Consider the following 22,076-nt stretch of genomic DNA (forward strand, 5'->3'; position numbering starts at 1 on the left):
CAGACAAGAACCCCCTTCAGCCCAAACTTCAAACATGCAGCTTGACAAAACCATTAGGCTGCCTCTTTCGCGCGGGCGTGTCCGGCGAGCTCGGCGGCGAGCCGGAGGGCCGCCAGCAGGCTGTCGGGCTTGGCGACGCCCTTGCCGGCGAGCGCGAAGGCGGTGCCGTGGTCCGGCGAGGTGCGGATGAAGGGCAGGCCGAGCGTGGCGTTGACCGAGGTGTCGAAGCCGAGCGCCTTGGCGGGGATCAGCGCCTGGTCGTGATACATGCAGATCGCCACGTCGTAGGTCGCGCGCGCCGCGTCGTGGAACATCGTGTCGGCGGGCAGCGGCCCGACGGCGTCGATGCCCGCCGCCTGCAGGCGCTCGACCGCGGGCCGCACGACGGCCTCGTCCTCCAGGCCGATCGACCCGCCTTCGCCGGCATGCGGGTTGAGGCCGGCGACGGCAAGGCGCGGGCGGGCGATGCCGAAGCGCTCCCGCAGGTCGCGCGCGGTGACGCCGGCCGTCTCGACGATCAGGTCCTCCGTCAGCGCCGCCGGCACGTCCTTCAGCGGGATGTGGATCGTCACCGGCACGCTGCGGAGCTCGGGGCCGGCGAGCAGCATGACGGGCAGGGCCGGCCGGCCGGTCGCCTTCTCGGCGAGGTCGGCGAGGAATTCCGTATGGCCGGGAAAGCCGAAGCCGGCGGCATAGAGCACCGCCTTGGCGATCGGGTTGGTGACGACCGCGGCGGTGCGCCAGGCAAGCGTCAGCGCCACCGCCGTCTCGATCGCCCCGGTGACGGCATCGGCATTGCGCGAATCCGGCGCGCCGGCGACGGGCGGCACGGCGCAGCGGACGGCGAGCACCGGAAGCGCGTCGGCAAAGAGGCCGGCCGCCGTCTCCGGGTCGGCTTCGGCGAGCGGCACGTCGAGGCCGAGGCGGCGGGCGCGGGCGGAAAGCGCGTCGGGATCGCCGATGAAGAGGAAGGCGGGCAGGTCGAGCGTCCGGCGGGCGGCCCACAGCGAAAGCGTGATGTCGGGGCCGATCCCCGCCGGGTCGCCCATGGTGAGCGCCAGCGGGGGGATGTGCGTCGTCGTCATGAAGGTCCTGCCGGAAGTGGGGCGCCCGCCGCCGGCAGGCGCCGGGGTCAGTGCGAGATGATCGTCGCCTTCTTGCGCAGCTCGGCGATATACTTCTTGCTGTTCTCCTCGCTGGCGCTGCTCGTGCTCTTGCTCGCCTCCTCGGCGCGGAACACCAGCTCGCCGGCATAGTCGTCGTTGACCTCGCGCTTGTTGCAGATGGCGAGGTACTCGACGCCGCGCTCGGTGACGCGGGTGCCGGTGGTGGTCCCGTTCGCCTTCTCGACGAGCGGCTTCCACTCGTCGGGCATTTCCGGCGCCAGCACGCGGCCGAGGTCGCGCACGGAGACGTCGAGCATCGTCGCGGCGAAGGACTTGGCGGCGTCGCAGCCGGGGAATTTGGCGCGCGAGGCCTCGGCCTCCTGCTTGCGCTTGCCGAGGATGGCGTTGCGGCGCTTCTCCGGCACGACGAAGATGATCTGCTTGAGGAAATACTCCGTGGTGACCGGCTTCTGGCCGCCGTTCTCCTTCACGCGCTCCATGAAGGTCTTGCCGCCCTGGCCGCCGCCGTAGCGGGCGTTGACCACGCGCGGCCAGCTCATCTGCACGGCGATGAACTGCTTGAAGTGCTCGACGCCGACGCCGGCGCGGTCGAGGATCTGCTCGAGCTGCTTGCCCGTCAGCTTGTTGGAGGCGGCGAAGCGCGCATAGGCGGCGTCCACGTCGCTGCTGCTGACCGACATCTTCGCGCGCAGGATTTCCGCCCGCTTCAGCACGTCGTCGATCAGCTGCTCGCGGGCGATGGCGTTGACGTTGCCCTTCGTGCGCTGCAGCCGGAGGAAGGCGGCGCGGCGCGCGACGTCGCCGGAGGTGATCGGCGTGTTGTTGACGACCGCCACGACAGTGCTCGCCGCCTGAACGCTGCCCGCCGGAACGACGACGGCCACGCAAGCGGCCATTGCGGCGGCGAAGGCCATGGCGCGCACCAGAGATTTCCTGCCCATCATGCCAGTCCCTTTCCATACCCTGCGCCCTGCGCGTCGTCGGCGGGCATAGTCCCGATGTGCATAATACATGCGGCCAAAGGATGACAAGAGCGTGGGCGCGCGCCGGCGCCTATTCGAAGCCGTTGAGCGTCGTGTCGCCGATGCGGATGTCGCCGAGCGTGCGGAAGGTGAGGCGCGCGCCGATCGACCAGTCGTTGGCGGTGGTGCCGGACTTGTCGCGCGTCTCCTCGTAGACGACCGACAGCACCGTGTCGCGGTCGTCGTAGGAGACGCCGATGCCGTTGCGCGAGATGCTGTGGCGGTTGATGTCGTAGGTGAGCGAGCCGAAGACCGACCAGTAGTCGCGGAACTTGTAGGCGGCCGCCGTCTGGATCTCGTCCTGCGGGGTCGGCAGGCCGTAGCGCGGCTGGGCGGCGATGCGGGTGTAGATCAGCTCGGATTCGAAGCGCGCGCCGTCGAAGCGCAGCGCCGTGTCGCTGCGGCGCAGCGACAGGTCGTCCTTGTCGAGCCGCGCGCTGGTGGCGATCGACAGCCCGTTCGGCAGGTCGACGCCCGCCATGCCGACATAGTCGGAAACGTCGTTCTCCAGCCCCGAATTCGCGCCGGCGTTGACGAGGTCGGGCGTGGCGAAGGAATTGAGGCCGGCGATGTGGAAGGACTGGCCGACGACGCTGCGCAGCTTCAGCCCGTTGTCGAAGGTGCCGGTGTAGCGCAGCCCGACATTCGCGCGCGTGCCGCCCTCGATGCGGTCGAAGCCGGAGAACTTGTCGCGCTCGAACAGCGACGTCGCGTCGAAGACGAAGCTCTGCGCGTCCTCGTTCGGCAGGCCGCCCGCGAGCCGCTCGCTCGGCCGGGCGTAGATCTGGCCGATCGGCTCGAAGAGGTGGGTGCTGTGCTCGGTCGTGCCGAGGATCGGGTAGCGCGCCTCGAGGCCCGCCGTCAGCATCGAGCGCGTGGCCCGATCGTCGGCCTCGTAGGTGCCGGCGTAGCCCGCGCCGGGATTGGCCATCTGCAGGCGGTGCAGGTCGCCGCGCGCCGCCAGCATCGGCGTCAGCACCAGGCCGCCCGGCACGACGACCTGCCGCTTCCATTCGATCTCGCTCGTCAGCCGCGTCGTGCCGCCTTCGAGCCCGCGGAAGCGCGTGCTGCCGCCGAGCGTGTAGGTGTCGCCGAGGTCGCGCTCGACGTTCGTGACGTTGGTGGTGACGCTGAGCTCGCCGCCGAACACCGGCTGCGGCACGATGTACTGGTGGTCGAGCGTCTGGGCGATGGCCTGCTGGCGCTCCAGCGTGTCGGTCGGGTCGGCGTCCTGGACGTCGAAGTAGAAGGCGCGCAGGTCGAAGCTGTTGCGGCGGCCGAGCCCGGTCAGGTAGCCCTGGTTGGTGTGGATGCGGTCGTCGAGGCCCGAGAGGTCGTAGGTGCGCGAGAAGTTGTTGTCGCTCTGCAGCATCACGTCCCAGCCGAAGGCCCAGCGGGGATTGATCGTGAACTTGCCCTCGGAGGCGACCATGCCGCGCCACTCCTCCAGCCGGTCGCTCGTGCCGGCGGTGAAGGAGGAGGGGTGCATCTGGTTGATGCCGGCCGCGCGCAGCGTGACGAGGCCGTTGTGGAAGCGCTTGCGGAACTCCGTCTCCAGCAGGAAGCCCTGGCGGGTATAGACCATGGGGCTGACCGTCGCGTCCATGTCCGGCGCGATGGCGAAGTAGTAGGGCGTGCTGACGCCGAGGCCGAGCTTCTGCGCGTAGCTGAACTGCGGGAACAGGAAGCCGCTCTTGCGCTTCACCGTATGGTCGGGAAGCTCCAGCACGGGAATGTAGGCGATCGGCTTGCCGAACATCTCGAAGCGGGCGCGCTCGAGCCTGACCGTGTGGGTGCGGCCGTTCTGCACGACGCGCTCGGCCTTGATCTGCCAGAGCGAACGGTGCTCCGGATTGGTGGCACAGGGCGTACAGGCCGTGTAGACGGCGTGGTTGAGGATCATCTCCTCGCCGTTGACCCGCTCGCCGCTGGTGGCGGCAAGCTTGGTCAGGTCCGTCGTCTCGATCCTCAGCGCATTGACGAAGCCGTTGGCGAAGTCGTCGGAAAGGTTCAGTTCCTCGGCATAGACGCGGTTGCCGGTCGGCTCGATGAGCTCGATCTCGCCGCGCGCCGTCAGCCGGCCGGTCGGCTGGTCGTACTCGACCTCGCGGGCGACGAGCTGATAGCCGCCGTAGTTGATCTGCACCGCGCCGCGGGCGATCACCTTCTCGGTGTCGTTGTTGTAGACGAGCTCGTTGGCGGCGAGCAGCAGCTTGGCGTCGGCCGGGATGTCCGGCTCCATCGCCTCCAGGCGCGGCGCCTGGGCGAGCGCGGGAAGGGGAACGGCGACCACGACGGCGCACAAGGCCGCACCTGCAAGCAGGGCGGACTTCAGCCACCGATTCGCGTTGCGGTCGCCTGCCGCCACTAACCATCCTCCTGATGCAGCAGAATCGTCGCGCCGAGGGACATTGCGACGACCACTGGCAGCCAGGCCGCAACGAACGGAGGAACAACACCGCTGCTTCCGAATGCTTTCACAAGCACGGTCACGACATAAAGCATGAAGCCTGAAAGGATTCCACCCAGAATCACCGAGCGCGATTGATTAAACCGGCTGAACTTGAGCGACACGCAGGCGGCGATCAGGGTCATCGCAACCAGAAGCAGCGGCATCGACAGCATCGAATGGAACTGCGTTTCCAGCGCATCCGTCGGGAAGCCGAAGGAGCGCGCGGCCTCGATCTTCCGGCCGAGGCTGAAAAAGGGAATGGATTCAGGCTTTTCCAGGCTTTCCTGAACGAATTCCTGTTTCAGATTGGTACCGAGCTGTACCTCTTCGAGACGGCGCGGCAACTCGCCGTTGCGCGTCTCCTGAACGTTCTTAAGCAGCCAGTAACCATCTTCCAAAGTCGCCGAATCGGCGTCCTGGCGCAGGCTGATGCGGCCGTCGTCGTCGAAGTGGATGACGGAGACGTGGACGAGGCGGGTGCCGTCGTCGAGCACGGCCTTGGCGCCGATGATCGCCTGGTCGCCCTTGTAGATCTGCCGCAGCCAGGGGATGGCGTTCTCCGCGCGCGCGGCGCTGGTCGAGCCCCAGGTCGATTCCAGCTCCAGCGCCTTGCGGCTGCCCCAGGCGGCGATCGGGTTGATGGCGAGGATCGTCAGCAGCCCCAGCAGCAGGGCGCCGACGACGAAGGGGCGAAGGAACTGCCAGACGGAGATGCCGGCGGCCCGCGTCACCACCAGCTCGTAGCGCCGGTTCAGCGCGATCAGCGTCGCCATGCCGGCGAAGAGCGCGACGAACGGCACCGTCTGGATCAGGATCATCGGGATGCGCAGCGCGGTGGCGATGAGGCCGCCCGTGGTCGTGTAGCCGGGCAGCGCCCCCGCCCGGTTCGCCATCTCTGAGAAGTCGATGATGAAGATCAGCGAGAAGATGCCGATCAGGAACCAGAACGTCGTCACCACGTAGCGACGGAAGAAATAGAAGCCGAGCGTGGGGATCATGGACGGTCGCCTCCGCCGGAGGACGGGGCGGGGCCGGTCCCGAAAAGCCGCGACAGGAGGCGGTTGCGCAGCTCCGTCAGCCGGTCGCCGAGCGTGACGGGGATGTCGAGGCTCTTGTTGCGGCCGAGATAGCGGATGGCGAGCGCCGCCGTCGCCAGCGGGATGAGGTACATGACCGGGACGAACAGGACGGAATCCTCCGCCCCGTTGCCGGCGTAGAAGCTCGCCCAGCGCACGAAGAGCGCGGTGACGAGCGCCGTGACCATGGGATGCACCCGCGCCTCGCGGTGGGAGCGCGCATCGGCGCTGACGACGAGCGCGACGAGGCCGAAGACGGCGGGAAACAGCCATTCGGTGAAGCGGCGGTGCAACTCGGCGGTGAAGGCGAGCGGGTTCTTCCTGTACTGCGGGTCGTCCGGATCGGGATCGAGCAGGAAGGGCAGGTCGCGGTCCTTCGCGCGGATGTTGGCGGTGCCGGCGCTCTGGGTGAGGTCGGCGAGGTCGAAGGCGTAGGAATCGAACTTGATGATCGAGACGTTGCCGTCCGGCACCTTGCGGTGCACCTCGCCGTCCTTCATCACCAGCGCCGAGCTCACCTCGTCGACGGCGCCCTCGCGGGCGTAGTAGACGAGCTCGAAGCGCGGATCGCGCGTGTCGGCGACGAAGAGGCCGGCGAGCACGCCGCCGCCGCGCCGCTCGGCCACCTGCACGTAGAGCCCGTCGGCGATCTTGCGGAAGGTGTTCTCCTGCACGACGGAAGAGAGCATGTCGGCATGCGCCGTGGCGATCATCTTGCGCACGGCCATGCGCGAGTAGGGCTCGACGAAATTGTCGACGGCGAAGGAGACGAAGCTCATCGCCACGGCGAGCATCATCACCGGGCGGATGATCGTCACGCGCGAGCTTCCGGCCGAATTGAGCACCGTCAGCTCCGAATCGGCGTTCATCACCGTGAGCGTCTGCGCGACGCCGATCACCAGCGCGAAGGGCAGAATGATCGGGATGACCGAGGGCAGGATCAGGGTGGCGAGCTTCACGAAGGCGATGGTCGACTGGCCGCTGTCGGTGACGAGGTTGATGTTGCCGAGCGCCTGCGTCACCCAGACGATGCCGAGCAGCGGCGCGAGCGTCGCGACGAACATCGTCGTCGCCCGCCTGAGGATATAGCGCTCGATCAGCTTCATCTTCCGGTCCGCTTTTCCGGCGGGTTGCGGCGATTCCCCGCCGCGGCGTCCGCCGCCCTTGCCATGGACATATAAACTTTCCTCAGCCTGTCGCCATAGCCGGTAGGGTCCATGGACATGGAAAATTTATGGCGAACAAGCATGGTTGACGTTCTGTAAACAAGGTGCTGCATCTTGCCAAGCGGTGCGAAACCGACGAGGAATCGGGCCTGCCGGCAGGCCCCAGGACGGAGAAGATCATGAGTTCCAGTTTCGATATCGGTTTCGCGAAGACGGCGCGCCCCACGGGCGGCCTCGCGATTCTCCTCCAGGCGGCGGGCGCAGCCGCGGCCGGGATCGGCGAGATCGATCCGCAGGGCGTCGTCGCGCGCGCGGCGTCGGTCGCGAAGTTCACCGGCAAGGCGCTGAAGAGCCTCGACGTGCTGGCGCCGCACGGCGCGGGCGTCGACCGCCTCGTCGTCATCGGCCTCGGGGAGGCCGACAGGCTGACGGCGCACGACTGGCTGAAGGCGGGCGGCGCGGCCGCCGGCAAGATCGGCGGCGCGGAGAAGGTCGTCGTCTTCCTCGACGCGCCCGGCGTGACCGTGACGGCGAGGAACGCCGCCGACTTCGCCCTCGGCCTCCGCCTCGGCGCCTACCGCTTCGACGCCTACAAGACGAAGAAGGGCGAGGACGAGGAGGGCCGGAGCGGCAAGGCCGTGAAGGTCACGCTCGTCACCGCGCTCGCCGCCGCGGCGAAGAAGGCGAACGAGGTCTCGGACGCCGTCGCCGCCGGCGTGACGCTTGCCCGCGACCTCGTCAACGAGCCGCCGAACGTGCTTGGCCCGGTCGAATTCGCCCAGAAGGCCAAGGCGCTGGAAAAGCTCGGCGTCGAGGTGGACATCCTCACCGAGCGCGAGATGAAGCGGCTCGGCATGGCCGCGCTGCTCGGCGTCGCGCAGGGGTCGGCCCGGCCGCCGCGGCTCGCCGTCATGCAGTGGAAGGGCGGCAAGGAGAAGGACCGGCCGCTCGCCTTCGTCGGCAAGGGCGTCGTCTTCGATACGGGCGGCATCTCGATCAAGCCGGCCGCCGGCATGGAGGACATGAAGGGCGACATGGGCGGGGCCGCCGCCGTCATCGGCCTAATGCACACGCTCGCCGCCCGCAAGGCGAAGGCGAACGTCGTCGGCATCCTCGGCCTCGTCGAGAACATGCCGGACGGCAACGCGCAGCGCCCGGGCGACATCGTCAGGTCCATGTCGGGCCAGACGATCGAGATCATCAACACCGACGCCGAGGGCCGCCTCGTGCTCTGCGACGCGCTCTGGTACTGCAACGAGACCTTCAAGCCGCAGTTCATGGTCAACCTCGCGACGCTGACGGGGGCGATCATGGTGGCGCTCGGCAGCCATCACGCCGGCCTGTTCTCCAACGACGACACGCTCGCAGCAAGGCTGACGGCGGCGGGGCTCGCCACCAGCGAGCGCCTCTGGCGCATGCCGCTCGGGCGCGAATACGACAAGATGATCGACAGCAAGTTCGCCGACATGAAGAACACCGGCAGCCGCCATGCCGGCTCGATCACCGCCGCGCAGTTCCTGCAGCGCTTCGTCAAGGACACGCCCTGGGCCCATCTCGACATCGCCGGCACGGCGATGGGCTCGCCGAACGACGAGATCAACCAGTCCTGGGCCTCCGGCTTCGGCGTTCGCCTGCTCGACGAGCTGGTGCGCGCCCATTACGAGAATTGAGCGGACGGTGAGCGAGGTCCTGTTCTACCACCTGACCGAATCGAAGCTGGAGGACGCGCTGCCGCCGCTCCTCGACAAGAGCCTCGAGCGTGGCTGGCGCGTCGTCGTGCAGGCGGGAAGCGCGGAGAAGCGCGACGCGCTCGACGCGCATCTGTGGACCTACCGCGACGACAGTTTTCTGCCGCACGGCACCGACGAGCAGGATTTCCCGCAAGACCAGCCGATCCTTCTCACGACCGCGCCGGACAATCCGAACGCCGCGGCCGTCCGCTTCCTCGTCGCCGGCGCCGCCCCCCCGCCGCTCGACGCCTACGAGCGCGTGATCTTCCTCTTCGACGGCTACGACCAGGCAGAGGTGGAGACGGCCCGCGAACATTGGAAGCGCCTGAAGGCCGAGGGCCACCAGCTCACCTACTGGCAGCAGAATTCCGACGGGCGCTGGGCGAAGAAGGCGTAGAGCACGACGGGAACGGCCAGGGTAGCCGTTTTTACTCCGGCTGCTGTGAAGGGCCGAAATGCTTGCCGGTGGCCGATTCCATTACGCCCATAAGCTGCTTGGCAAGCATGCTTTCGATCAGTTCTTCCATCTTGGTCAGGTCGATCTTACCGTCCGCCAAGGCACGGTCGGCGTCTTCGAGGGCATCAAAATACGGATGCCGGTTGTCGACGATTTGGTCGGGTATCGTATCCCGGCCCGGTAGCAGCATTCCCAGCCTGACCGACAGGACCAGATAGGAGACCATGCGCGACGTGCGTCCGTTTCCATCGCTGAACGGATGGATCCAATTGAGCCGCCACATGACATACGACGCCAGGTGAACGGCGGTCTTGTCCTTCCAGTGCCCGTTTACGTAGTCGCAGAGGTCTTCGATGAGTTCGGGCACGAGATGGGCGTCGACCGGCTTGTGCTTGCTGCCCGAGATGGCAACGCCCGATGGCCGGTAATTACCCGCGTAGCCGCTGATTCCGTCGAGGGCCGCACGATGGAGAGTGAGGATGGCGGAAGGGCGGAGGTTCCAGCTTTCGCCCTTCTCGATCGCGTCGACAATCATGCTGCAGGCACGGTCGAACTGGTGAAGGCCGTTCCTGGCTTCCGCTTCCGCTCGAAGCTGTTCGTCCTGGATCAGATTCGCCTCATTCGCCACGCTGTGGCGACGCTCTTCACTCATCGGCGCGGTTCACCCCGAGGTCCAGATCTTCGGAAAACGGCATCTCGTCGGCGATCCGGTTCACCATCTCGCGGGTTATCCTGTCGTTTTCGAAATGCGTATTGCCATAGGCGAAGCTGCGGCGCTGAACTTCCAGCTCACTCTTCGTCCGCGGAGCTTTGCGGGCAGCCTCGATGAGAGCTTTAAGTGGTTCATTCATGCCGGTGTCCTTTCAATAGGTCCCATAGAAACACATTCGCGATTGATGGCAACGGCTGTTTGTATCGCGCTTTCCATTGTGCGGACCTGATGGGACGTAGCTGCAACATATAGGGACCGATTGGACGATTTCCATTCATTGTCGGACATCTCAATCGTGAAACGCCTCGACGAACTTCCGCCGGCCCAGCATGAAGGCGTCGGCGACGTGGCGCAGCGGCGCGAGGTCGACGTCGGAGCGGCCGGCCTTTACGAGGGCGGCGAAGCGCTCGTAGAGCGCCGGGTATTCGCGCTCCGGCGCCGCGTGCACGAGCCTGCCGTCGACGGAGAGCTTCGCGCCGCCCTCGGACAGCACCATTTCGCCGGCGTCCGTCTCGGCGACGATGTCCCAGCTCTGCTTGCCGGTCTGGCGCCAGTCGAAATCGGCGGCGAGGTCGAGGCCTCTCGCGTCGGTGAAGGTGATCGCGGCGGCGATGGGGGCGTCGCGGTTCTCCGGGAACTCCAGCGTCGCGGCGGTGATGAAGACCGGGCGCGGCAGGATGTGGGTGACGATGGAGAGCGCGTTGATGCCGGGATCGAACACGCCGAGGCCGCCCGCCTGCCAGATCCATTCCTGGTTCGGATGCCAGTGGCGCACGTCCTCCTTCCAGATCACCCGCATCGCGCGGATCGTCGTGCCGGAGAGGAGGGTTTTCGCCGCCTCGACGGCAGGAGCATAGCGGGAATGCCAGCTTGCGAAGAGGGTGAGCCCCTTTTCGGCGGCGAGCGCCTCCAGGTCGGCGACCTCCGAGAGCGTCGCCCCCGGCGGCTTCTCGAGGAAGACGTGCTTGCCCGCGGCGAGCGCCTTCTCCGCCGCCGCGTAGCGGTATTGCGGCGGCATGCACAGCGACACGGCGTCGATCGCCGGCACGGCGGAGAGCATCTCCTCGATCGACCTGAAATTGTCGATGCCGTCGACGGTGCCGTTGCGGCTCGCCGCGGCGATCAGCCGGTAGTCGGGATTGGCGGCGACCGCCGGCAGGTGCTGGTCGCGCACGATCTTGCCGACGCCGACGATTGCGAGATTGATCGGTGACATGTCTCCGCCCCTCATTTGTATGATAATTGCTTTCCTCTAGCACAAACGCCGCCGCTGGCAAGCGGCGACGTCATGTGGCGGGCAGGCGAGGGGCGGCTATTCCCCGAACTGCGGCGGCTGCTCGAAGCCGAAGCTCGGCGCGCCTTCGAGCCCGTTGCTGCCGTCGGCGCCGGGCACCAGGATCTGGATGCTGTCGAGGTCGCGGACGATGTCCTTGTCGAGGAAGAACGTCACCATCTCCGGGAAGGCGATCAGCAGGCCGACGAGGATCAGCTGCAGCACCAGCCAGGGGATGGCGCCCATGTAGATGTCGCGCGTCTTCACCGTCTTCGGCGCGATGCCGCGGAGATAGAACAGCGCGAAGCCGAAGGGCGGGTGCATGAAGCTCGTCTGCATGTTGGCGCAGATCATCACCCCGAGCCAGATCAGGTCGATGCCGAGCGCCTGCGCGGCGGGCGCGATCAGCGGCACGATGATGAAGGCGATCTCGAAGAAATCGAGGAAGAAGGCGATGACGAAGATGAAGATGTTGACGAAGATCAGGAAGCCGACGACCCCGCCCGGCAGCGAGGTCAGCATGCCCTCGATCCAGTGGCTGCCGCCGACCCCCTGGAAGACCAGGCTGAAGACGCGCGCCCCGAGCAGGATGAAGACGACCATGGCGGTGAGCCGCATCGTCATGTCCATGCCCTGGTAGGTGAGCTTCCAGGTGAGCCGGCCGTTCATCCAGGCGAGCAGCATGGCGCCGACGACGCCCATGGCGCCGGCCTCCGTCGGCGTGGCGAGCCCCATGAAGATGGTGCCGAGCACGACGAAGATCAGCGCCAGCGACGGCACCATGCCGCGGATGCATTTCCGGTAGAGCGGCCAGCCGCGCAGCGTGCGCGCCTCCGGCGGCAGGGCAGGGACGTAGTGGGGCTTGACGATGCTGAGGACGAAGACCCAGCCCATGAACAGCAGCACCTGCACGATGCTGGCGCCGGTCGCGCCGATATACATGTCGCCCGGCGAGCGCTGCAGCTGGTCGGCGAGCACGATCAGCACCAGCGAGGGCGGAATGAGCTGGGTGATGGTGCCCGACGCGGCGATCACGCCGGTCGCGTGGCGGATGTTGTAGCCGTAGCGGGTCATCACCGGCAGCGAGATGAGGCCCATGGCGATGACGGAGGCGGCGACCGTGCCGGTGATGGCGCCGAGCACCGCGCCGACGAGGATGACGGCATAGGAAAGCCCGCCGCGCACGCCGCCGAAGAGCTGGCCGAAGCCGTCGAGCAGGTCCTCCGCCAGCCCGCACCGCTCCAGGATCACGCCCATGAAGGTGAAGAAGGGGATGGCGAGCAGGAGGTCGTTGGAGAGGACCGAGAAGAGCTGGTAGGTGAGGTTGCCGAGGAAGTCCGGCGCGATCAGCCCGAGCTCGATCGCCACGAAGCCGAAGAACAGGCCGACGGCGGCGAGCGAGAAGGCCGCCGGATAGCCGATGACCATGAAGAAGATCAGCCCCACGAACATCATGGGGGCGATGTAATGGACGATGAAATCGGTCATTGCAGCGGCTTCTCGTAGGCGAACTCGCGGATGTAGCCGTGGGTGAGCACGAGGATGCACTTGACGATCTCGGCCGCCCCCTGCAACGCCACCAGCGCGAAGCCGAGCGGGACCATCAGCTTGGCCGGCCAGCGCGGCAGGCCGCCGGCATTGTTCGAGCCTTCGTTGGTGATCCAGCTGTCGACGAACCAGGGCCAGGTGAAATAGATCATCAGGAGGCAGATCGGCAGCAGGAAGAAGATGCCGCCGAGCAGGTCGATCCAGGTGCGGGTGCGCTCGCTCACCCAGCCGTAGAACAGGTCGACGCGCACGTGCTCGTTGACCTTCAGCGTCCAGGCGCCGCCCAGCATGACCATGCCGGCGAACATGTACCACTGCGCTTCCGACAGCGTGTTGGAATTGTTGCGGTAGAGCGTGAGGATCGCTTCGAAGAGGCCGACGCCGCCGACATTGCGCTCCAGCCAGAGGATCGAATCGGTCGAATAGCGGAAGACCGCGTTGAAGGCGGCCGTCATCGACGAGAACAGCACGAGCCAGATCGCGATGATCCCGACCCGCCGGCTGATCTCGTCGATGACGCCGGTGATGCGCAAAGCCAGAGCCAAGTTTCCCCTCCCTCCGTTTTCGCTGAACGGATTGTCCGGTGCCGGAGCCTTTCCTCCGGAAGAAACGAAAACGGCGGGATCTTCGATCCCGCCGTCCGACGACAAGCTCAGCCGAGCTTGCCGGCGCGCTGGAGCTGCATCATGAAGGTGTCGTTGGTGAATTCCGCCACCTGCTGCCAGAGGAAATGCTCCTTGCGGAAGGCGATGATGGACTCCCAGATCGTCTTGAAGTTCTCGTTGCTGCTCACGAGCTCGGCATAGGTCTCCTGCGCCGCGTCGAAGCAGGCGTTGAGGATCTCCGGGCTGAAGGGGCGGAGCTGCGCGCCGGCGGCGACCAGCTTCTTGATCGCCATCGGGTTCACGTAGTCGTATTTCTGCAGCATGTTGGCGTCGGTCGCCTGGGCGGCGGTGCGCACCAGCGACTTGTAGTTCGCCGGCAGCTCCTCGAACTTCGCCTTGTTGAACATCAGGTGCACCGTCGGGCCGCCTTCCCAGAAGCCGGGATAGTAGTAGTAGGGCGCGACCTTCTGGAAGCCGAGCTTCTCGTCGTCGTAGGGGCCGACCCATTCGGCCGCGTCGATCGTGCCCTTCTCCAGCGCCTGGTAGATCTCGCCGCCGGCGATCTGCTGCGGGATGACGCCGAGCTTGGAGACGATGGCGCCGGCGAAGCCGCCGATGCGGAATTTGAGGCCCGAGAGGTCGGCGACGGTCTTGATCTCCTTGCGGAACCAGCCGCCCATCTGCACGCCGGTGTTGCCGCCCGGGAAGGCGACGATGTTGTGCTGGCCGAAGAACGCGTTGGCGAGGTCGATGCCGCCGCCGTGATAGTGCCAGGCGTTCATGCCGCGCGCGTTGAGCGCGAAGGGCACGGCCGACGGCAGCGCCCAGGTCGGGTCCTTGCCCCAGTAGTAGTAGGCGACCGTGTGGCAGGCCTCGACCGTGCCGGCCGAGACCGCGTCTGCGGCCTGCAGGCCCGGCACCAGCTCGCCGGCGGCGAAGGGCTGGATCTGGAAATTGCCGTCGGTCGCCTCGGAGAGGTACTTGGAGAAGGTGTCGGCGCCGCCGTAGATCGTGTCGAGGCCCTTCGGGAACGACGAGGTCAGGCGCCAGGTGATCTTGGGATTGGTCTGGGCGATGGCCGGCGCCGCGAGGACGCTGGCTGCAGCGCCTCCCAGACCTGCGGCTCCGGCCTTCTTCATGAACGAACGACGATCCATAGTTTCCTCCCGGTGGCGAGCGGCCCTTCCGCTCTTGTGTTATCGCAAGGAAGCTAAACATGTCGGGTTGAGCGTTTCAAGCGGCTGACGCGGACGCACGGAAACGCTTCCCTACGACTTTCGTCGCAGGCGAGAGGGAGCGCTATCTGCCTGTTTTTTGGGCGTTTATCCGCGTGGGGGCTCCGCGGCCGGCCGCAATCAGCCGGCCATCGCCTCCTCGTATTCGGCCGAAAGCGTCAGCCACTCCTCCTCGGCCCCGGCGAGCCTGCCGGCGGCCGCCGCGCGCAGCTTCGCCTTCTCGGCCGCCTTCGCCGGATCCCTCTCGTAGAGCGCGGGGTCTGCAAGTTCCGCATCAAGGAGCTGAATCTGCTTGTGCAGTTTCGCCGTCAGGGATTCGATTTCGTTGATCTTTTTCCTGAGCGGCGCGAGCTGGGCGCGGCGGTCGGCGCTCGCCTTGCGCTGCCCGGCCTTGCTCGCCGCCTCGCCGTTGGCGGCCTTGTCCTTCTCGTCCTTGCCCTTGCCGGACTGCACGATCAGGCCGCGATAATCCTCGATGTCGCCCTCGAAGGTCTTTACCGTGCCGTCGGCGACGAGCCAGAGCCGGTCGACCGTCGCCTCGATCAGGTGGCGGTCGTGCGAGATCAGGATGACGGCGCCCTCGTAGTCGTTGAGCGCCTCGATCAGTGCGCGGCGGCTGTCGATGTCGAGATGGTTGGTCGGCTCGTCGAGGATCAGGAGGTTCGGCGCGTCGAAGGCGGCAAGGCCCATCAGCAGGCGCGCCTTCTCGCCGCCGGAAAGGTCCTTCGCCGCCGTCGCCATCTTCTCGGTGGCAAGGCCCATCTGCGCCACGCGGGCGCGCACCCTGGCCTCCGGCGCGTCCGGCATCAGCCGGCGCACATGCTCCACCGCCGACTGCTCGGGGATCAGGTCGTCGAGCTGGTGCTGGGCGAAGAAGCCGATCTTCAGTCCCGGCGCGCGCTTGACGTTGCCCGCCTCCGCCTCCAGCCGTCCGGCGATGAACTTGGCGAAGGTCGACTTGCCGTTGCCGTTCGAGCCGAGCAGCGCGATGCGGTCGTCGTTGTCGATACGCAGGTTGATCTGCCTGAGCACCGGCCTGCCCGGCACGTAGCCGACCACGCCGCCCTCGATCGCGACGATGGGCGAGGCGGGCTGCTTCTCGGGCTCGGGGAAGGTGATCGGCTGCACCTCGCTCTCGACCACGGCGGCGACGGTGCCCATGCGCTCCAGCGCCTTGATGCGGCTCTGCGCCTGGCGCGCCTTGCTGGCCTTGGCGCGGAAGCGGTCGACGAAGCTTTGCAGATGTTTTCGCGCGGCTTCGTTCTTGGCTCTCGCCTTCATCTGCAGCTCGTCGGCCTCGGCCTTCTGGCGCTCGAACTGGTCGTAGGAGCCGCGGTAGAAGGTGAGCTTCTGCTGGTCGAGATGGACGATGGCGTTGACGGCGGTGTTGAGCAGGTCGCGGTCGTGGCTGATGACGATGACGCTGTGCGGATAGCGCCGCACGTAGTCCTCCAGCCACAGCGTGCCCTCGAGGTCGAGATAGTTGGTCGGCTCGTCGAGCAGAAGCAGGTCGGGCTCGGAGAACAGCACGGCGGCGAGCGCCACGCGCATGCGCCAGCCGCCGGAGAAGCTCTTGGCCGGCCGCTTCTGCGCCTCGTGGTCGAAGCCGAGGCCGGCGAGGATGCTCGCCGCGCGGGCTTCGGCCGAATGGGCGCCGATGTCGGCGAGCCGGGTCTGGATCTCGGCGATGCGGTGCGGGTCGCTCGCCGTCTCCGCCTCGGCGATGAGGGCCGCGCGCTCCCTGTCGGCGGCAAGCACGATGTCGATCAGCGGCTCGTCCGTGCCCGGCGCCTCTTGCGCCACCTGGCCGATGCGGGCGTTCCGCGGGATCGAGATGCTGCCCGCCTCGGGCGCGAGCTCGCCGGTGATGACGCGGAACAGCGTCGACTTGCCGGTACCGTTGCGGCCGACGAGGCCCGCCTTCGTGCCGGCGGGCAGGAAGAGCGAGGCGTTGTCGATGAGGAGACGCCCGGCGACGCGGGCGGAGAGGCCGGAGATCGTGATCATGCCGGCTCTATAGAGCAAGTTCCGCCGGAATGAGAAGCGGTTTTGCGCCGCGTCTTTGTCGCCTCAGGCCGCCGAGCCCGCGGCGCGGTAGGTGCGCCCGCCGCGTGCGGCGACCTCCGCCGAATAGACCCTGAGCGCGATGCCGCTGTCGGTCGCATAGGCGAGCGCCTGCTCGGCCTGCTCGTAGAAGGCCGTCGGCGCGTCGGCCGTGTCGCTCATCGCCACACCGGCCGTCAGCGTCAGGAAGCCGGCCGGCAGCTCGCGGTCCTGGAAGGGGAAGGGCTTGTCGGCGACGTGCTGGGCGATGCGGCGCGCGATGGGGATGACGTTCTCGCGGCTGACGTCGGAAAGCAGCAGGCAGAACAGGTCCGGCCCGGTGCGGGCGACGTAGTCGTTCTTCTTGACCGATTGCCGGAAGATCGCGGCGAGCCGCTTCAGCGTCTTCTCGGCCGCACCCGGCGGGTGGCTCTCGGCGAAGTCCCTCAGCGCGTCGACGCGCAGCAGGAGGAGGGCGGCGACGGTGCCTTCCGCCTCCTCGTGGAAGAAGGTCTTCAGCCGGCCGATCAGGGCGGCGTGGTTGGCGAGCCCCGTCACCGGGTCGTGCGTCAGCGCCTCGCGGCTCACCGAGAGGCCCGAGCGCAGCGTGTCGAGCCGGCTCTGGAGCTCGCCGATCTTCGAGGTGGCCGAGCGGTCGGCGCCGAGGATGTCGTTGACGAGGGCGAGCAGGCGTGCGGCGTCGGCGGCGAAGTCGGAAATGCCGAGCACCGGGTCGCGCTGCATGCGCGCGGAAATCTCCTCCAGCTCCTGCACCGCCGCCGCGCGGCTGCGCCGGCTCGCGTCCGAGGCCTGCGCGATCTCGCCGAGAAGCCGCACCGCCTCGCCGGCCGCCTGGCCGGCGGCGAGCGCGTTGTGGCTCGGCAGCGCGTGGCGCAGCGCCACGGAATCGAGCGCCGACTGCTCCGGCGCCTTGCCGAGCGCGGCGATCTCCCGCGCCACGCCGGCATTGCCGTTCAGCGCCTCGAACAGCAGCTCGTAGTTGCGCGGCAGGCCGGAGATGCCGAGGCTCGCCATCAGGTGGGCGATGCGCGCCATGATCGGCGGCACGGCGGGCTGGGTGTCCTTGGCGGCGGGGGTGGCTTTGCTGGTCATGGAGCGCCGTTGTCTGCGGCGCGGCGGCGGGCCGGCCGCGCCCTGGTTTCGTATGTCGGCGTAACTATCGGATTGCGCGGTTAATTTTGCGTTCGTCAGGGAAATGCCGCCCGATACTTGACAATAGCCAGGTCACGACCGGAATTTTAAGCGATCGCTAACGGATTTCCGGCATCCGTCGATGAGGCATGAAGCCGGCGGAGCCCGTGAGCCCCGCATCGGCCGGCGCGTTTCCGGCATCCCCCGTTTTTCCGTCCGGACGGCGACCGCCCATGAACCGCTGCGTGATCGCGGCCAATTTCGCGCTCTTCCTCGTGCTGCTCACGCTCGCCGTGGCGTGGCCGTCGGGCCGCTTCGTGCTGGTCGTGGCGCGTCCCGGCTCCGATGCCGCCGCCACGCACGCGCTGATCGGCCGGGCGGGCGGCGCCTTCGTCTCGGCCACGCGCTTTTCCTCCGTGGCCGTCGCCTATTCGGACGGCGACGGCTTTGCCGGCCGCCTGATGGCGGAGGGCGCCCTCTTCGTCGTCAACCACGCTCTCGCAGCCGGATGTCTGCAGAAGGAACAGTCATGAACGCACTCGATCATCTACGCGCCAGGGCGTCGGTCGGCATCTTCGCCCTGCTCTGGCTCAATGTCGCCCTGCTTGCGCTGCACGGCGTCCTGCGGCCGGAGGGCGTCTCGCTCTTCGCGCTCGCGGCGGGCCTTGCCGTCGCCGCCTCGGCGAGCGCGAGCTGGCTGCAATCGCGCACCGGCCCGACGACGCGCGTCGTCGTCTCCATGGCGCATGCGGCGCTGGTCGCGCTGCTCGTCTATTCCTTCGAGGGGTCGGCGCTGCAGATCGACATGCACATGTATTTCTTCGCCACGCTCGCCATCTGCGCGGCGTGGATCGACTGGCGCGCCATCGTCGGCTACGCGGCGCTGGTGGCCGCGCATCACCTGGTGCTCTATTTCGCCATGCCGCTCGCCGTCTTCCCGGGCGAATCGCATTTCCACCGCGTCGTGCTGCACGCGGTCGTGCTGGTGCTGCAGAGCGCCGTGCTGATCGCGCTGACCCATGCCGTCGTGCGCGCCTTCACCGCGGCGGACGAGGCGGTGGCGCAGGCGAACGACGCCCACCGCGACGCCGTCTCCGCCTCCGAGCGGGCGCGTGCCGCCGACCGTGCGGCCGAGGAGGAGCGCACCGCCCGCGACCGCGAGAAGCAGGCGGAGGCGGAAGCGATCCGCACCGTCGTCGACGAGCTGGAGCGGGCGCTTGCCGAACTCTCCTCCGGCAACCTCGCCTATCGCATCGCCCGCGCCTTCGCGGGCCGGCTCGACGGCCTGCGCGTCTCCTTCAACGGCTCGATGGAAAAGCTGGAGGACGTGCTGCTGAAGGTCGGCCGGACGGCCCGCTCGGTACGCTCGGGCGCAAGCCGGATCAGCCAGGCCAACGGCGAGCTGCAGATGCGCACCGACCGCCAGGCGGCCTCCGTGCAGGAGACGGCCGCCTCGCTCGCCCAGGTGACGGCGACCGTGAAGCAGACGACCGCGCTCGCCGAGCAGGCCGGCCAGTCGGTCGACCACGCCCGCCGCAACGCGGAGCGCTCCGGCTCCGTCGTCACCGACGCGGTCGGCGCGATGAGCCGGATCGAGACGTCGTCGGGCGAGATCGGCCAGATCGTCGGCGTCATCGACGAGATCGCCTTCCAGACCAACCTGCTCGCGCTCAATGCCGGCGTCGAGGCCGCGCGTGCGGGCGACGCCGGCAAGGGCTTCGCGGTCGTGGCGCAGGAGGTGCGCGAGCTCGCGCAGCGCTCCGCCACCTCGGCCCGGGAGATCCGCGCCCTCATCGGCGCCTCCGGCGAGCATATCCGCACCGGCGTCGGCCTCGTCGGCGAGACGGGGCAGGCGCTGACCGCGATCGCCGAGGAGGTGAAGGGCATCACCGGCCAGGTCGACGGCATCGTGCGCGGCGCGCGCGAGCAGGCCTGCGGCCTCGGCGAGATCAACGAGGCGCTGTCGGACATCGACCGCACCACGCAGGAGAACGCGGCGATGGTCGGCGAATCGGCCGCGGCCACCGATCTGCTGGCCGACGAGGCGAAGGCGCTGGAGGCGATGCTCGCCGGCTTCCGCTTCACCGGCCGCCCGTCGCGCGAGGACGGCCGCGTCGCCGCCTGATCAGGCCGTCCGGCGGGCGAGCGGGATCGCCCGCATCACCTGCCCGAACACCGAGGTCCGCGCCGGCTCCCGGCCGCGGGCCGCGCGGCCCTGCTGGAGCTCGCGCAGGGCGGCGGCATAGCCCTCCGCCCGCGCCTCGGCCAGCGCCACCTCGAAGGTCTTCTCGATCACCGGGTAGCATTCCTCCGGCAGATAGGCGTCCGGCGCCTCGGTGCCGTGGACGCGCGCCATCTTGGAAAGCGTGCTGCCGAGCAGCGCCGCCCATTCGTCGGTCGTTCTTGCCATCGTTCTTCCCTCTTCAGGCCGGGCGGCCGCCGGCTCGCGGCCGGCCCCGATGGCCGAACTATCCCATCGCTCCGCGGCCGTGCCTGTTCCCGCGGATACAGCGGCTCAGAGCCAGCGCGTGCCCTCCGTGCGCAGGAAATAGATGAGGTCGAGCGAGAGGCTCGGGCCGCCCACCATGGTCAGCATGGCATGGCACTGGCCGCGGTGGTGGGTCTGGTGGTTGAAGACATGGGAGAGCGCCGGGCCGAGCGCATGGACGACGGCAGGCTCCGGCTTGCTGATCGGGCTGTAGCGGAAATCGGTGGCGAGACGCCCTTCGTCGAGCGTGTCGATCCAGCCGGCGATGCGCGCGTCCTCGGCCGCGCGGGCTGCGGCGAGCCCGGCGAAATCGTCGTGGAGGATGGTGTCGAGCCGGTATGGCGCGTCGCCCGCGCCGGTGAAGCGCCGCATCCAGATGCGGTCGGCGGTAAGCAGGTGATTGAGCGTGCCGTGGAGCGAGCCGAAGAAGGCGCCGAGGTCGCGGCGGTAGTCGGCGTCGTCGAGCCGGCCGACGGCCTCGTAGAGCAGGCCGTTGGCCCAGGCGTTGTAGGCGGCGAACATCCGGTAGTGGTCGAGCATGACGGTCTCCTTCGGGCCGCGACTATAGCGAAGGCATCGATCCGCCGCATGAATGCGACCGATGAAATTATCTGATTTGTGCGAGGCCCCGCCTTGCGCTCCAATGGGCCGGCAACAACCGCACGAGGCAGCGATGACGAGACGGCTTTACGCGCTTTGCGGCGAGGACCGGGCGCGGCAATTCTCGCCCCATGTCTGGAAGACGGTGATGGCGCTCGCCCACAAGGGGCTTGCCCACGAGACCGTGCCGCTCGCCTTCACCGAGATCCCCGCCGTCGAGGACGGCGCCACGGCGACGGTGCCGCTGCTGCGCGACGGCGAGAGGCTGGTGCGCGACAGCTTCGACATCGCCGTCTATCTCGACGAGGCCTATCCCGACCGGCCGTCGCTCTTCGGCGGGGAGGGAGGCCGGGCGACGGCCCGCTTCGTCGAGGCCTGGTCGCAGTCGGCGCTGCACATGGCCGTCACCCGCATCGCCATCCTCGACATCCACGACCTGCTCACGCCCGCCGACCGCGCCTATTTCCGCAAGAGCCGCGAGGCGCGCCTCGGCGCGACGCTGGAGGAGATCGCCGCGGCGGGAGCGGCGGAGATCGCGGACTTCGCCAGGAAGCTCCGGCCGCTGCGCAACATGCTCCGCACCCAGCCCTTCGTCGGCGGCGACGGCCCGCTCTTCGCCGACTACATCGTCTTCGGCGCGCTGCAATGGCTGCGCACCACCTCGAAGGCGCGGGTGCTCGACCCCGACGATCCGGTCGCCGCCTGGTTCGAGCGCTGCCTCGATCTGCACGGCGGAGCGGGGCGCAGCGTGCCGCCGGCCTGAAACGCGCGCGTCCCCCTTGTTTTGCCGGGCATTGGCGGGTAAGGAACCGCCACTTTCACCGGAACACCAAGGGAAACGGGAAAATGGCGATTGAACGCACCTTTTCGATGATCAAGCCGGACGCGACGAAGCGCAACCTCACCGGCGCCATCACCAAGATGCTCGAGGACGCGGGCCTGCGCGTCGTTGCTTCCAAGCGCGTCTGGATGAGCCGCCGCGAGGCCGAAGGCTTCTACGCCGTCCACAAGGACCGTCCGTTCTTCGGCGAGCTCGTCGAGTTCATGTCCTCCGGCCCGACCGTCGTGCAGGTGCTGGAAGGCGAGAACGCGATTACGAAGAACCGCGAGGTCATGGGCGCCACTAACCCGGCCAACGCCGCCGAGGGCACCATCCGCAAGGTCCACGCGCTTTCCATCGGCGAGAACTCCGTCCACGGCTCCGACGCCCCGGAAACGGCCGCCGAGGAGATCGCCTACTGGTTCTCCGGCACCGAGATCGTCGGCTGAACGGATTTTCCATCGCAAGTCTTCGGGGAACCGGGGCCGCAAGGTTCCGGTTCCTTCATTGTAACCAAAGTAAACCTCCACCTCCGGTGGAGGACTGGACGAGTTCTACATCGTGGTCGAG

At 67.9% G+C, this 22,076-nt stretch carries 21 protein-coding genes; 6 read left to right on the top strand and 15 right to left on the bottom strand.

What is annotated here, in order from left to right; translation table 11 throughout:
* Positions 1–53: 53 nt before the first annotated feature.
* The 5 genes from pdxA to lptF form a co-directional block, all read right to left on the bottom strand.
* The gene (gene pdxA / locus NNZ72_RS24600) at positions 54–1,085 is read right to left on the bottom strand and encodes a 4-hydroxythreonine-4-phosphate dehydrogenase PdxA (protein ID WP_257318318.1); all 1,032 of its coding nucleotides are present in this window, start codon (positions 1,083–1,085) and stop codon (positions 54–56) included.
* Positions 1,086–1,132: 47 nt separating this feature from the next.
* Entirely contained in the window at positions 1,133–2,071 is a 939-nt protein-coding gene (locus NNZ72_RS24605) for a SurA N-terminal domain-containing protein (protein ID WP_371747817.1), read from the bottom strand.
* A gap of 109 nt (positions 2,072–2,180) precedes the next feature.
* Positions 2,181–4,517, bottom strand: a complete 2,337-nt coding sequence (locus tag NNZ72_RS24610; RefSeq protein WP_257318319.1) for an LPS-assembly protein LptD — start codon at positions 4,515–4,517, stop codon at positions 2,181–2,183.
* Entirely contained in the window at positions 4,517–5,599 is a 1,083-nt protein-coding gene (gene lptG / locus NNZ72_RS24615; RefSeq protein ID WP_257318320.1) for an LPS export ABC transporter permease LptG, read from the bottom strand. The genes NNZ72_RS24610 and lptG overlap by 1 nt, the downstream gene beginning before the upstream one ends.
* Positions 5,596–6,783: an LPS export ABC transporter permease LptF gene (gene lptF / locus NNZ72_RS24620; protein ID WP_257318321.1), complete on the bottom strand. Its 1,188-nt coding sequence runs from the start codon at positions 6,781–6,783 to the stop codon at positions 5,596–5,598. The genes lptG and lptF overlap by 4 nt, the downstream gene beginning before the upstream one ends.
* A gap of 239 nt (positions 6,784–7,022) precedes the next feature.
* On the opposite strand from lptF, the gene NNZ72_RS24625 reads away from it, so the two are divergent.
* Both NNZ72_RS24625 and NNZ72_RS24630 read left to right on the top strand, forming a co-directional pair.
* Positions 7,023–8,513 carry a leucyl aminopeptidase gene (locus NNZ72_RS24625; protein ID WP_257318322.1) on the top strand — a complete coding sequence of 497 codons (1,491 nt, stop codon included), beginning with the start codon at positions 7,023–7,025 and terminating at the stop codon, positions 8,511–8,513.
* A 7-nt stretch (positions 8,514–8,520) separates the two neighbouring features.
* Entirely contained in the window at positions 8,521–8,970 is a 450-nt protein-coding gene (locus NNZ72_RS24630) for a DNA polymerase III subunit chi (protein WP_257318323.1), read from the top strand.
* Between the two features lie 31 nt (positions 8,971–9,001).
* Here NNZ72_RS24630 and NNZ72_RS24635 read toward each other — a convergent pair whose 3' ends face one another.
* The 8 genes from NNZ72_RS24635 to NNZ72_RS24670 form a co-directional block, all read right to left on the bottom strand.
* Positions 9,002–9,682: a Fic family protein gene (locus NNZ72_RS24635; RefSeq protein WP_257318324.1), complete on the bottom strand. Its 681-nt coding sequence runs from the start codon at positions 9,680–9,682 to the stop codon at positions 9,002–9,004.
* Complete coding sequence (locus tag NNZ72_RS24640) at positions 9,675–9,881, bottom strand: hypothetical protein (RefSeq protein ID WP_257318325.1); 207 nt, start codon at positions 9,879–9,881, stop codon at positions 9,675–9,677. The genes NNZ72_RS24635 and NNZ72_RS24640 overlap by 8 nt, the downstream gene beginning before the upstream one ends.
* A gap of 150 nt (positions 9,882–10,031) precedes the next feature.
* Complete coding sequence (locus tag NNZ72_RS24645) at positions 10,032–10,958, bottom strand: Gfo/Idh/MocA family protein (protein WP_257318326.1); 927 nt, start codon at positions 10,956–10,958, stop codon at positions 10,032–10,034.
* 96 nt (positions 10,959–11,054) lie between these two features.
* Positions 11,055–12,503, bottom strand: coding sequence for a TRAP transporter large permease (locus NNZ72_RS24650; RefSeq protein WP_257318327.1), 1,449 nt, complete (start codon positions 12,501–12,503; stop codon positions 11,055–11,057).
* On the bottom strand, positions 12,500–13,108 hold the full coding sequence (locus NNZ72_RS24655) for a TRAP transporter small permease subunit (protein ID WP_257318328.1): 609 nt from the start codon (positions 13,106–13,108) through the stop codon (positions 12,500–12,502). The genes NNZ72_RS24650 and NNZ72_RS24655 overlap by 4 nt, the downstream gene beginning before the upstream one ends.
* Before the next feature lie 107 nt (positions 13,109–13,215).
* A complete protein-coding gene (locus NNZ72_RS24660) occupies positions 13,216–14,325 on the bottom strand; it encodes a TRAP transporter substrate-binding protein (protein WP_257318329.1) in 1,110 nt (369 codons plus the stop codon).
* Positions 14,326–14,523: 198 nt separating this feature from the next.
* The gene (locus tag NNZ72_RS24665; protein ID WP_257318330.1) at positions 14,524–16,410 is read right to left on the bottom strand and encodes an ABC-F family ATP-binding cassette domain-containing protein; all 1,887 of its coding nucleotides are present in this window, start codon (positions 16,408–16,410) and stop codon (positions 14,524–14,526) included.
* A gap of 63 nt (positions 16,411–16,473) precedes the next feature.
* Complete coding sequence (locus tag NNZ72_RS24670) at positions 16,474–17,559, bottom strand: GGDEF domain-containing protein (protein WP_257318331.1); 1,086 nt, start codon at positions 17,557–17,559, stop codon at positions 16,474–16,476.
* Between the two features lie 272 nt (positions 17,560–17,831).
* On the opposite strand from NNZ72_RS24670, the gene NNZ72_RS24675 reads away from it, so the two are divergent.
* Positions 17,832–18,131: a hypothetical protein gene (locus tag NNZ72_RS24675; protein ID WP_257318332.1), complete on the top strand. Its 300-nt coding sequence runs from the start codon at positions 17,832–17,834 to the stop codon at positions 18,129–18,131.
* Positions 18,128–19,723 (top strand): methyl-accepting chemotaxis protein, encoded by a 1,596-nt coding sequence (locus NNZ72_RS24680; protein ID WP_257318334.1) that lies wholly within the window; start codon positions 18,128–18,130, stop codon positions 19,721–19,723. Before NNZ72_RS24675 ends, NNZ72_RS24680 begins: the two co-directional genes overlap by 4 nt.
* Here NNZ72_RS24680 and NNZ72_RS24685 read toward each other — a convergent pair whose 3' ends face one another.
* Positions 19,724–20,008: a hypothetical protein gene (locus NNZ72_RS24685; protein ID WP_257318335.1), complete on the bottom strand. Its 285-nt coding sequence runs from the start codon at positions 20,006–20,008 to the stop codon at positions 19,724–19,726.
* Between the two features lie 105 nt (positions 20,009–20,113).
* Positions 20,114–20,626, bottom strand: a complete 513-nt coding sequence (locus NNZ72_RS24690) for a DinB family protein (RefSeq protein ID WP_257318336.1) — start codon at positions 20,624–20,626, stop codon at positions 20,114–20,116.
* A 133-nt stretch (positions 20,627–20,759) separates the two neighbouring features.
* Between NNZ72_RS24690 and NNZ72_RS24695 the strand changes: the two genes are divergently transcribed.
* Both NNZ72_RS24695 and ndk read left to right on the top strand, forming a co-directional pair.
* Positions 20,760–21,449, top strand: a complete 690-nt coding sequence (locus NNZ72_RS24695) for a glutathione S-transferase family protein (protein ID WP_257318337.1) — start codon at positions 20,760–20,762, stop codon at positions 21,447–21,449.
* A gap of 83 nt (positions 21,450–21,532) precedes the next feature.
* Entirely contained in the window at positions 21,533–21,955 is a 423-nt protein-coding gene (gene ndk, locus NNZ72_RS24700; RefSeq protein WP_257318338.1) for a nucleoside-diphosphate kinase, read from the top strand.
* The last annotated feature ends 121 nt before the right edge of the window (positions 21,956–22,076 follow it).

The sequence above is a fragment of the Shinella pollutisoli genome, assembly GCF_024609765.1.
In the GTDB taxonomy this organism is placed as follows: Bacteria; Pseudomonadota; Alphaproteobacteria; order Rhizobiales; family Rhizobiaceae; genus Shinella; species Shinella pollutisoli.

What these genes read in the sequence shown, in the direction of transcription:
- pdxA (WP_257318318.1), bottom strand. Translation starts at nt 1,085, where the DNA reads ATGACGACGACGCACATCCCCCCGCTGGCGCTCACCATGGGCGACCCG.
- NNZ72_RS24605 (WP_371747817.1), bottom strand. Translation starts at nt 2,071, where the DNA reads ATGATGGGCAGGAAATCTCTGGTGCGCGCCATGGCCTTCGCCGCCGCA.
- lptG (WP_257318320.1), bottom strand. Translation starts at nt 5,599, where the DNA reads ATGATCCCCACGCTCGGCTTCTATTTCTTCCGTCGCTACGTGGTGACG.
- lptF (WP_257318321.1), bottom strand. Translation starts at nt 6,783, where the DNA reads ATGAAGCTGATCGAGCGCTATATCCTCAGGCGGGCGACGACGATGTTC.
- NNZ72_RS24625 (WP_257318322.1), top strand. Translation starts at nt 7,023, where the DNA reads ATGAGTTCCAGTTTCGATATCGGTTTCGCGAAGACGGCGCGCCCCACG.
- NNZ72_RS24635 (WP_257318324.1), bottom strand. Translation starts at nt 9,682, where the DNA reads ATGAGTGAAGAGCGTCGCCACAGCGTGGCGAATGAGGCGAATCTGATC.
- NNZ72_RS24640 (WP_257318325.1), bottom strand. Translation starts at nt 9,881, where the DNA reads ATGAATGAACCACTTAAAGCTCTCATCGAGGCTGCCCGCAAAGCTCCG.
- NNZ72_RS24645 (WP_257318326.1), bottom strand. Translation starts at nt 10,958, where the DNA reads ATGTCACCGATCAATCTCGCAATCGTCGGCGTCGGCAAGATCGTGCGC.
- NNZ72_RS24650 (WP_257318327.1), bottom strand. Translation starts at nt 12,503, where the DNA reads ATGACCGATTTCATCGTCCATTACATCGCCCCCATGATGTTCGTGGGG.
- NNZ72_RS24660 (WP_257318329.1), bottom strand. Translation starts at nt 14,325, where the DNA reads ATGGATCGTCGTTCGTTCATGAAGAAGGCCGGAGCCGCAGGTCTGGGA.
- NNZ72_RS24665 (WP_257318330.1), bottom strand. Translation starts at nt 16,410, where the DNA reads ATGATCACGATCTCCGGCCTCTCCGCCCGCGTCGCCGGGCGTCTCCTC.
- NNZ72_RS24670 (WP_257318331.1), bottom strand. Translation starts at nt 17,559, where the DNA reads ATGACCAGCAAAGCCACCCCCGCCGCCAAGGACACCCAGCCCGCCGTG.
- NNZ72_RS24675 (WP_257318332.1), top strand. Translation starts at nt 17,832, where the DNA reads ATGAACCGCTGCGTGATCGCGGCCAATTTCGCGCTCTTCCTCGTGCTG.
- NNZ72_RS24680 (WP_257318334.1), top strand. Translation starts at nt 18,128, where the DNA reads ATGAACGCACTCGATCATCTACGCGCCAGGGCGTCGGTCGGCATCTTC.
- NNZ72_RS24685 (WP_257318335.1), bottom strand. Translation starts at nt 20,008, where the DNA reads ATGGCAAGAACGACCGACGAATGGGCGGCGCTGCTCGGCAGCACGCTT.
- NNZ72_RS24690 (WP_257318336.1), bottom strand. Translation starts at nt 20,626, where the DNA reads ATGCTCGACCACTACCGGATGTTCGCCGCCTACAACGCCTGGGCCAAC.
- NNZ72_RS24695 (WP_257318337.1), top strand. Translation starts at nt 20,760, where the DNA reads ATGACGAGACGGCTTTACGCGCTTTGCGGCGAGGACCGGGCGCGGCAA.
- ndk (WP_257318338.1), top strand. Translation starts at nt 21,533, where the DNA reads ATGGCGATTGAACGCACCTTTTCGATGATCAAGCCGGACGCGACGAAG.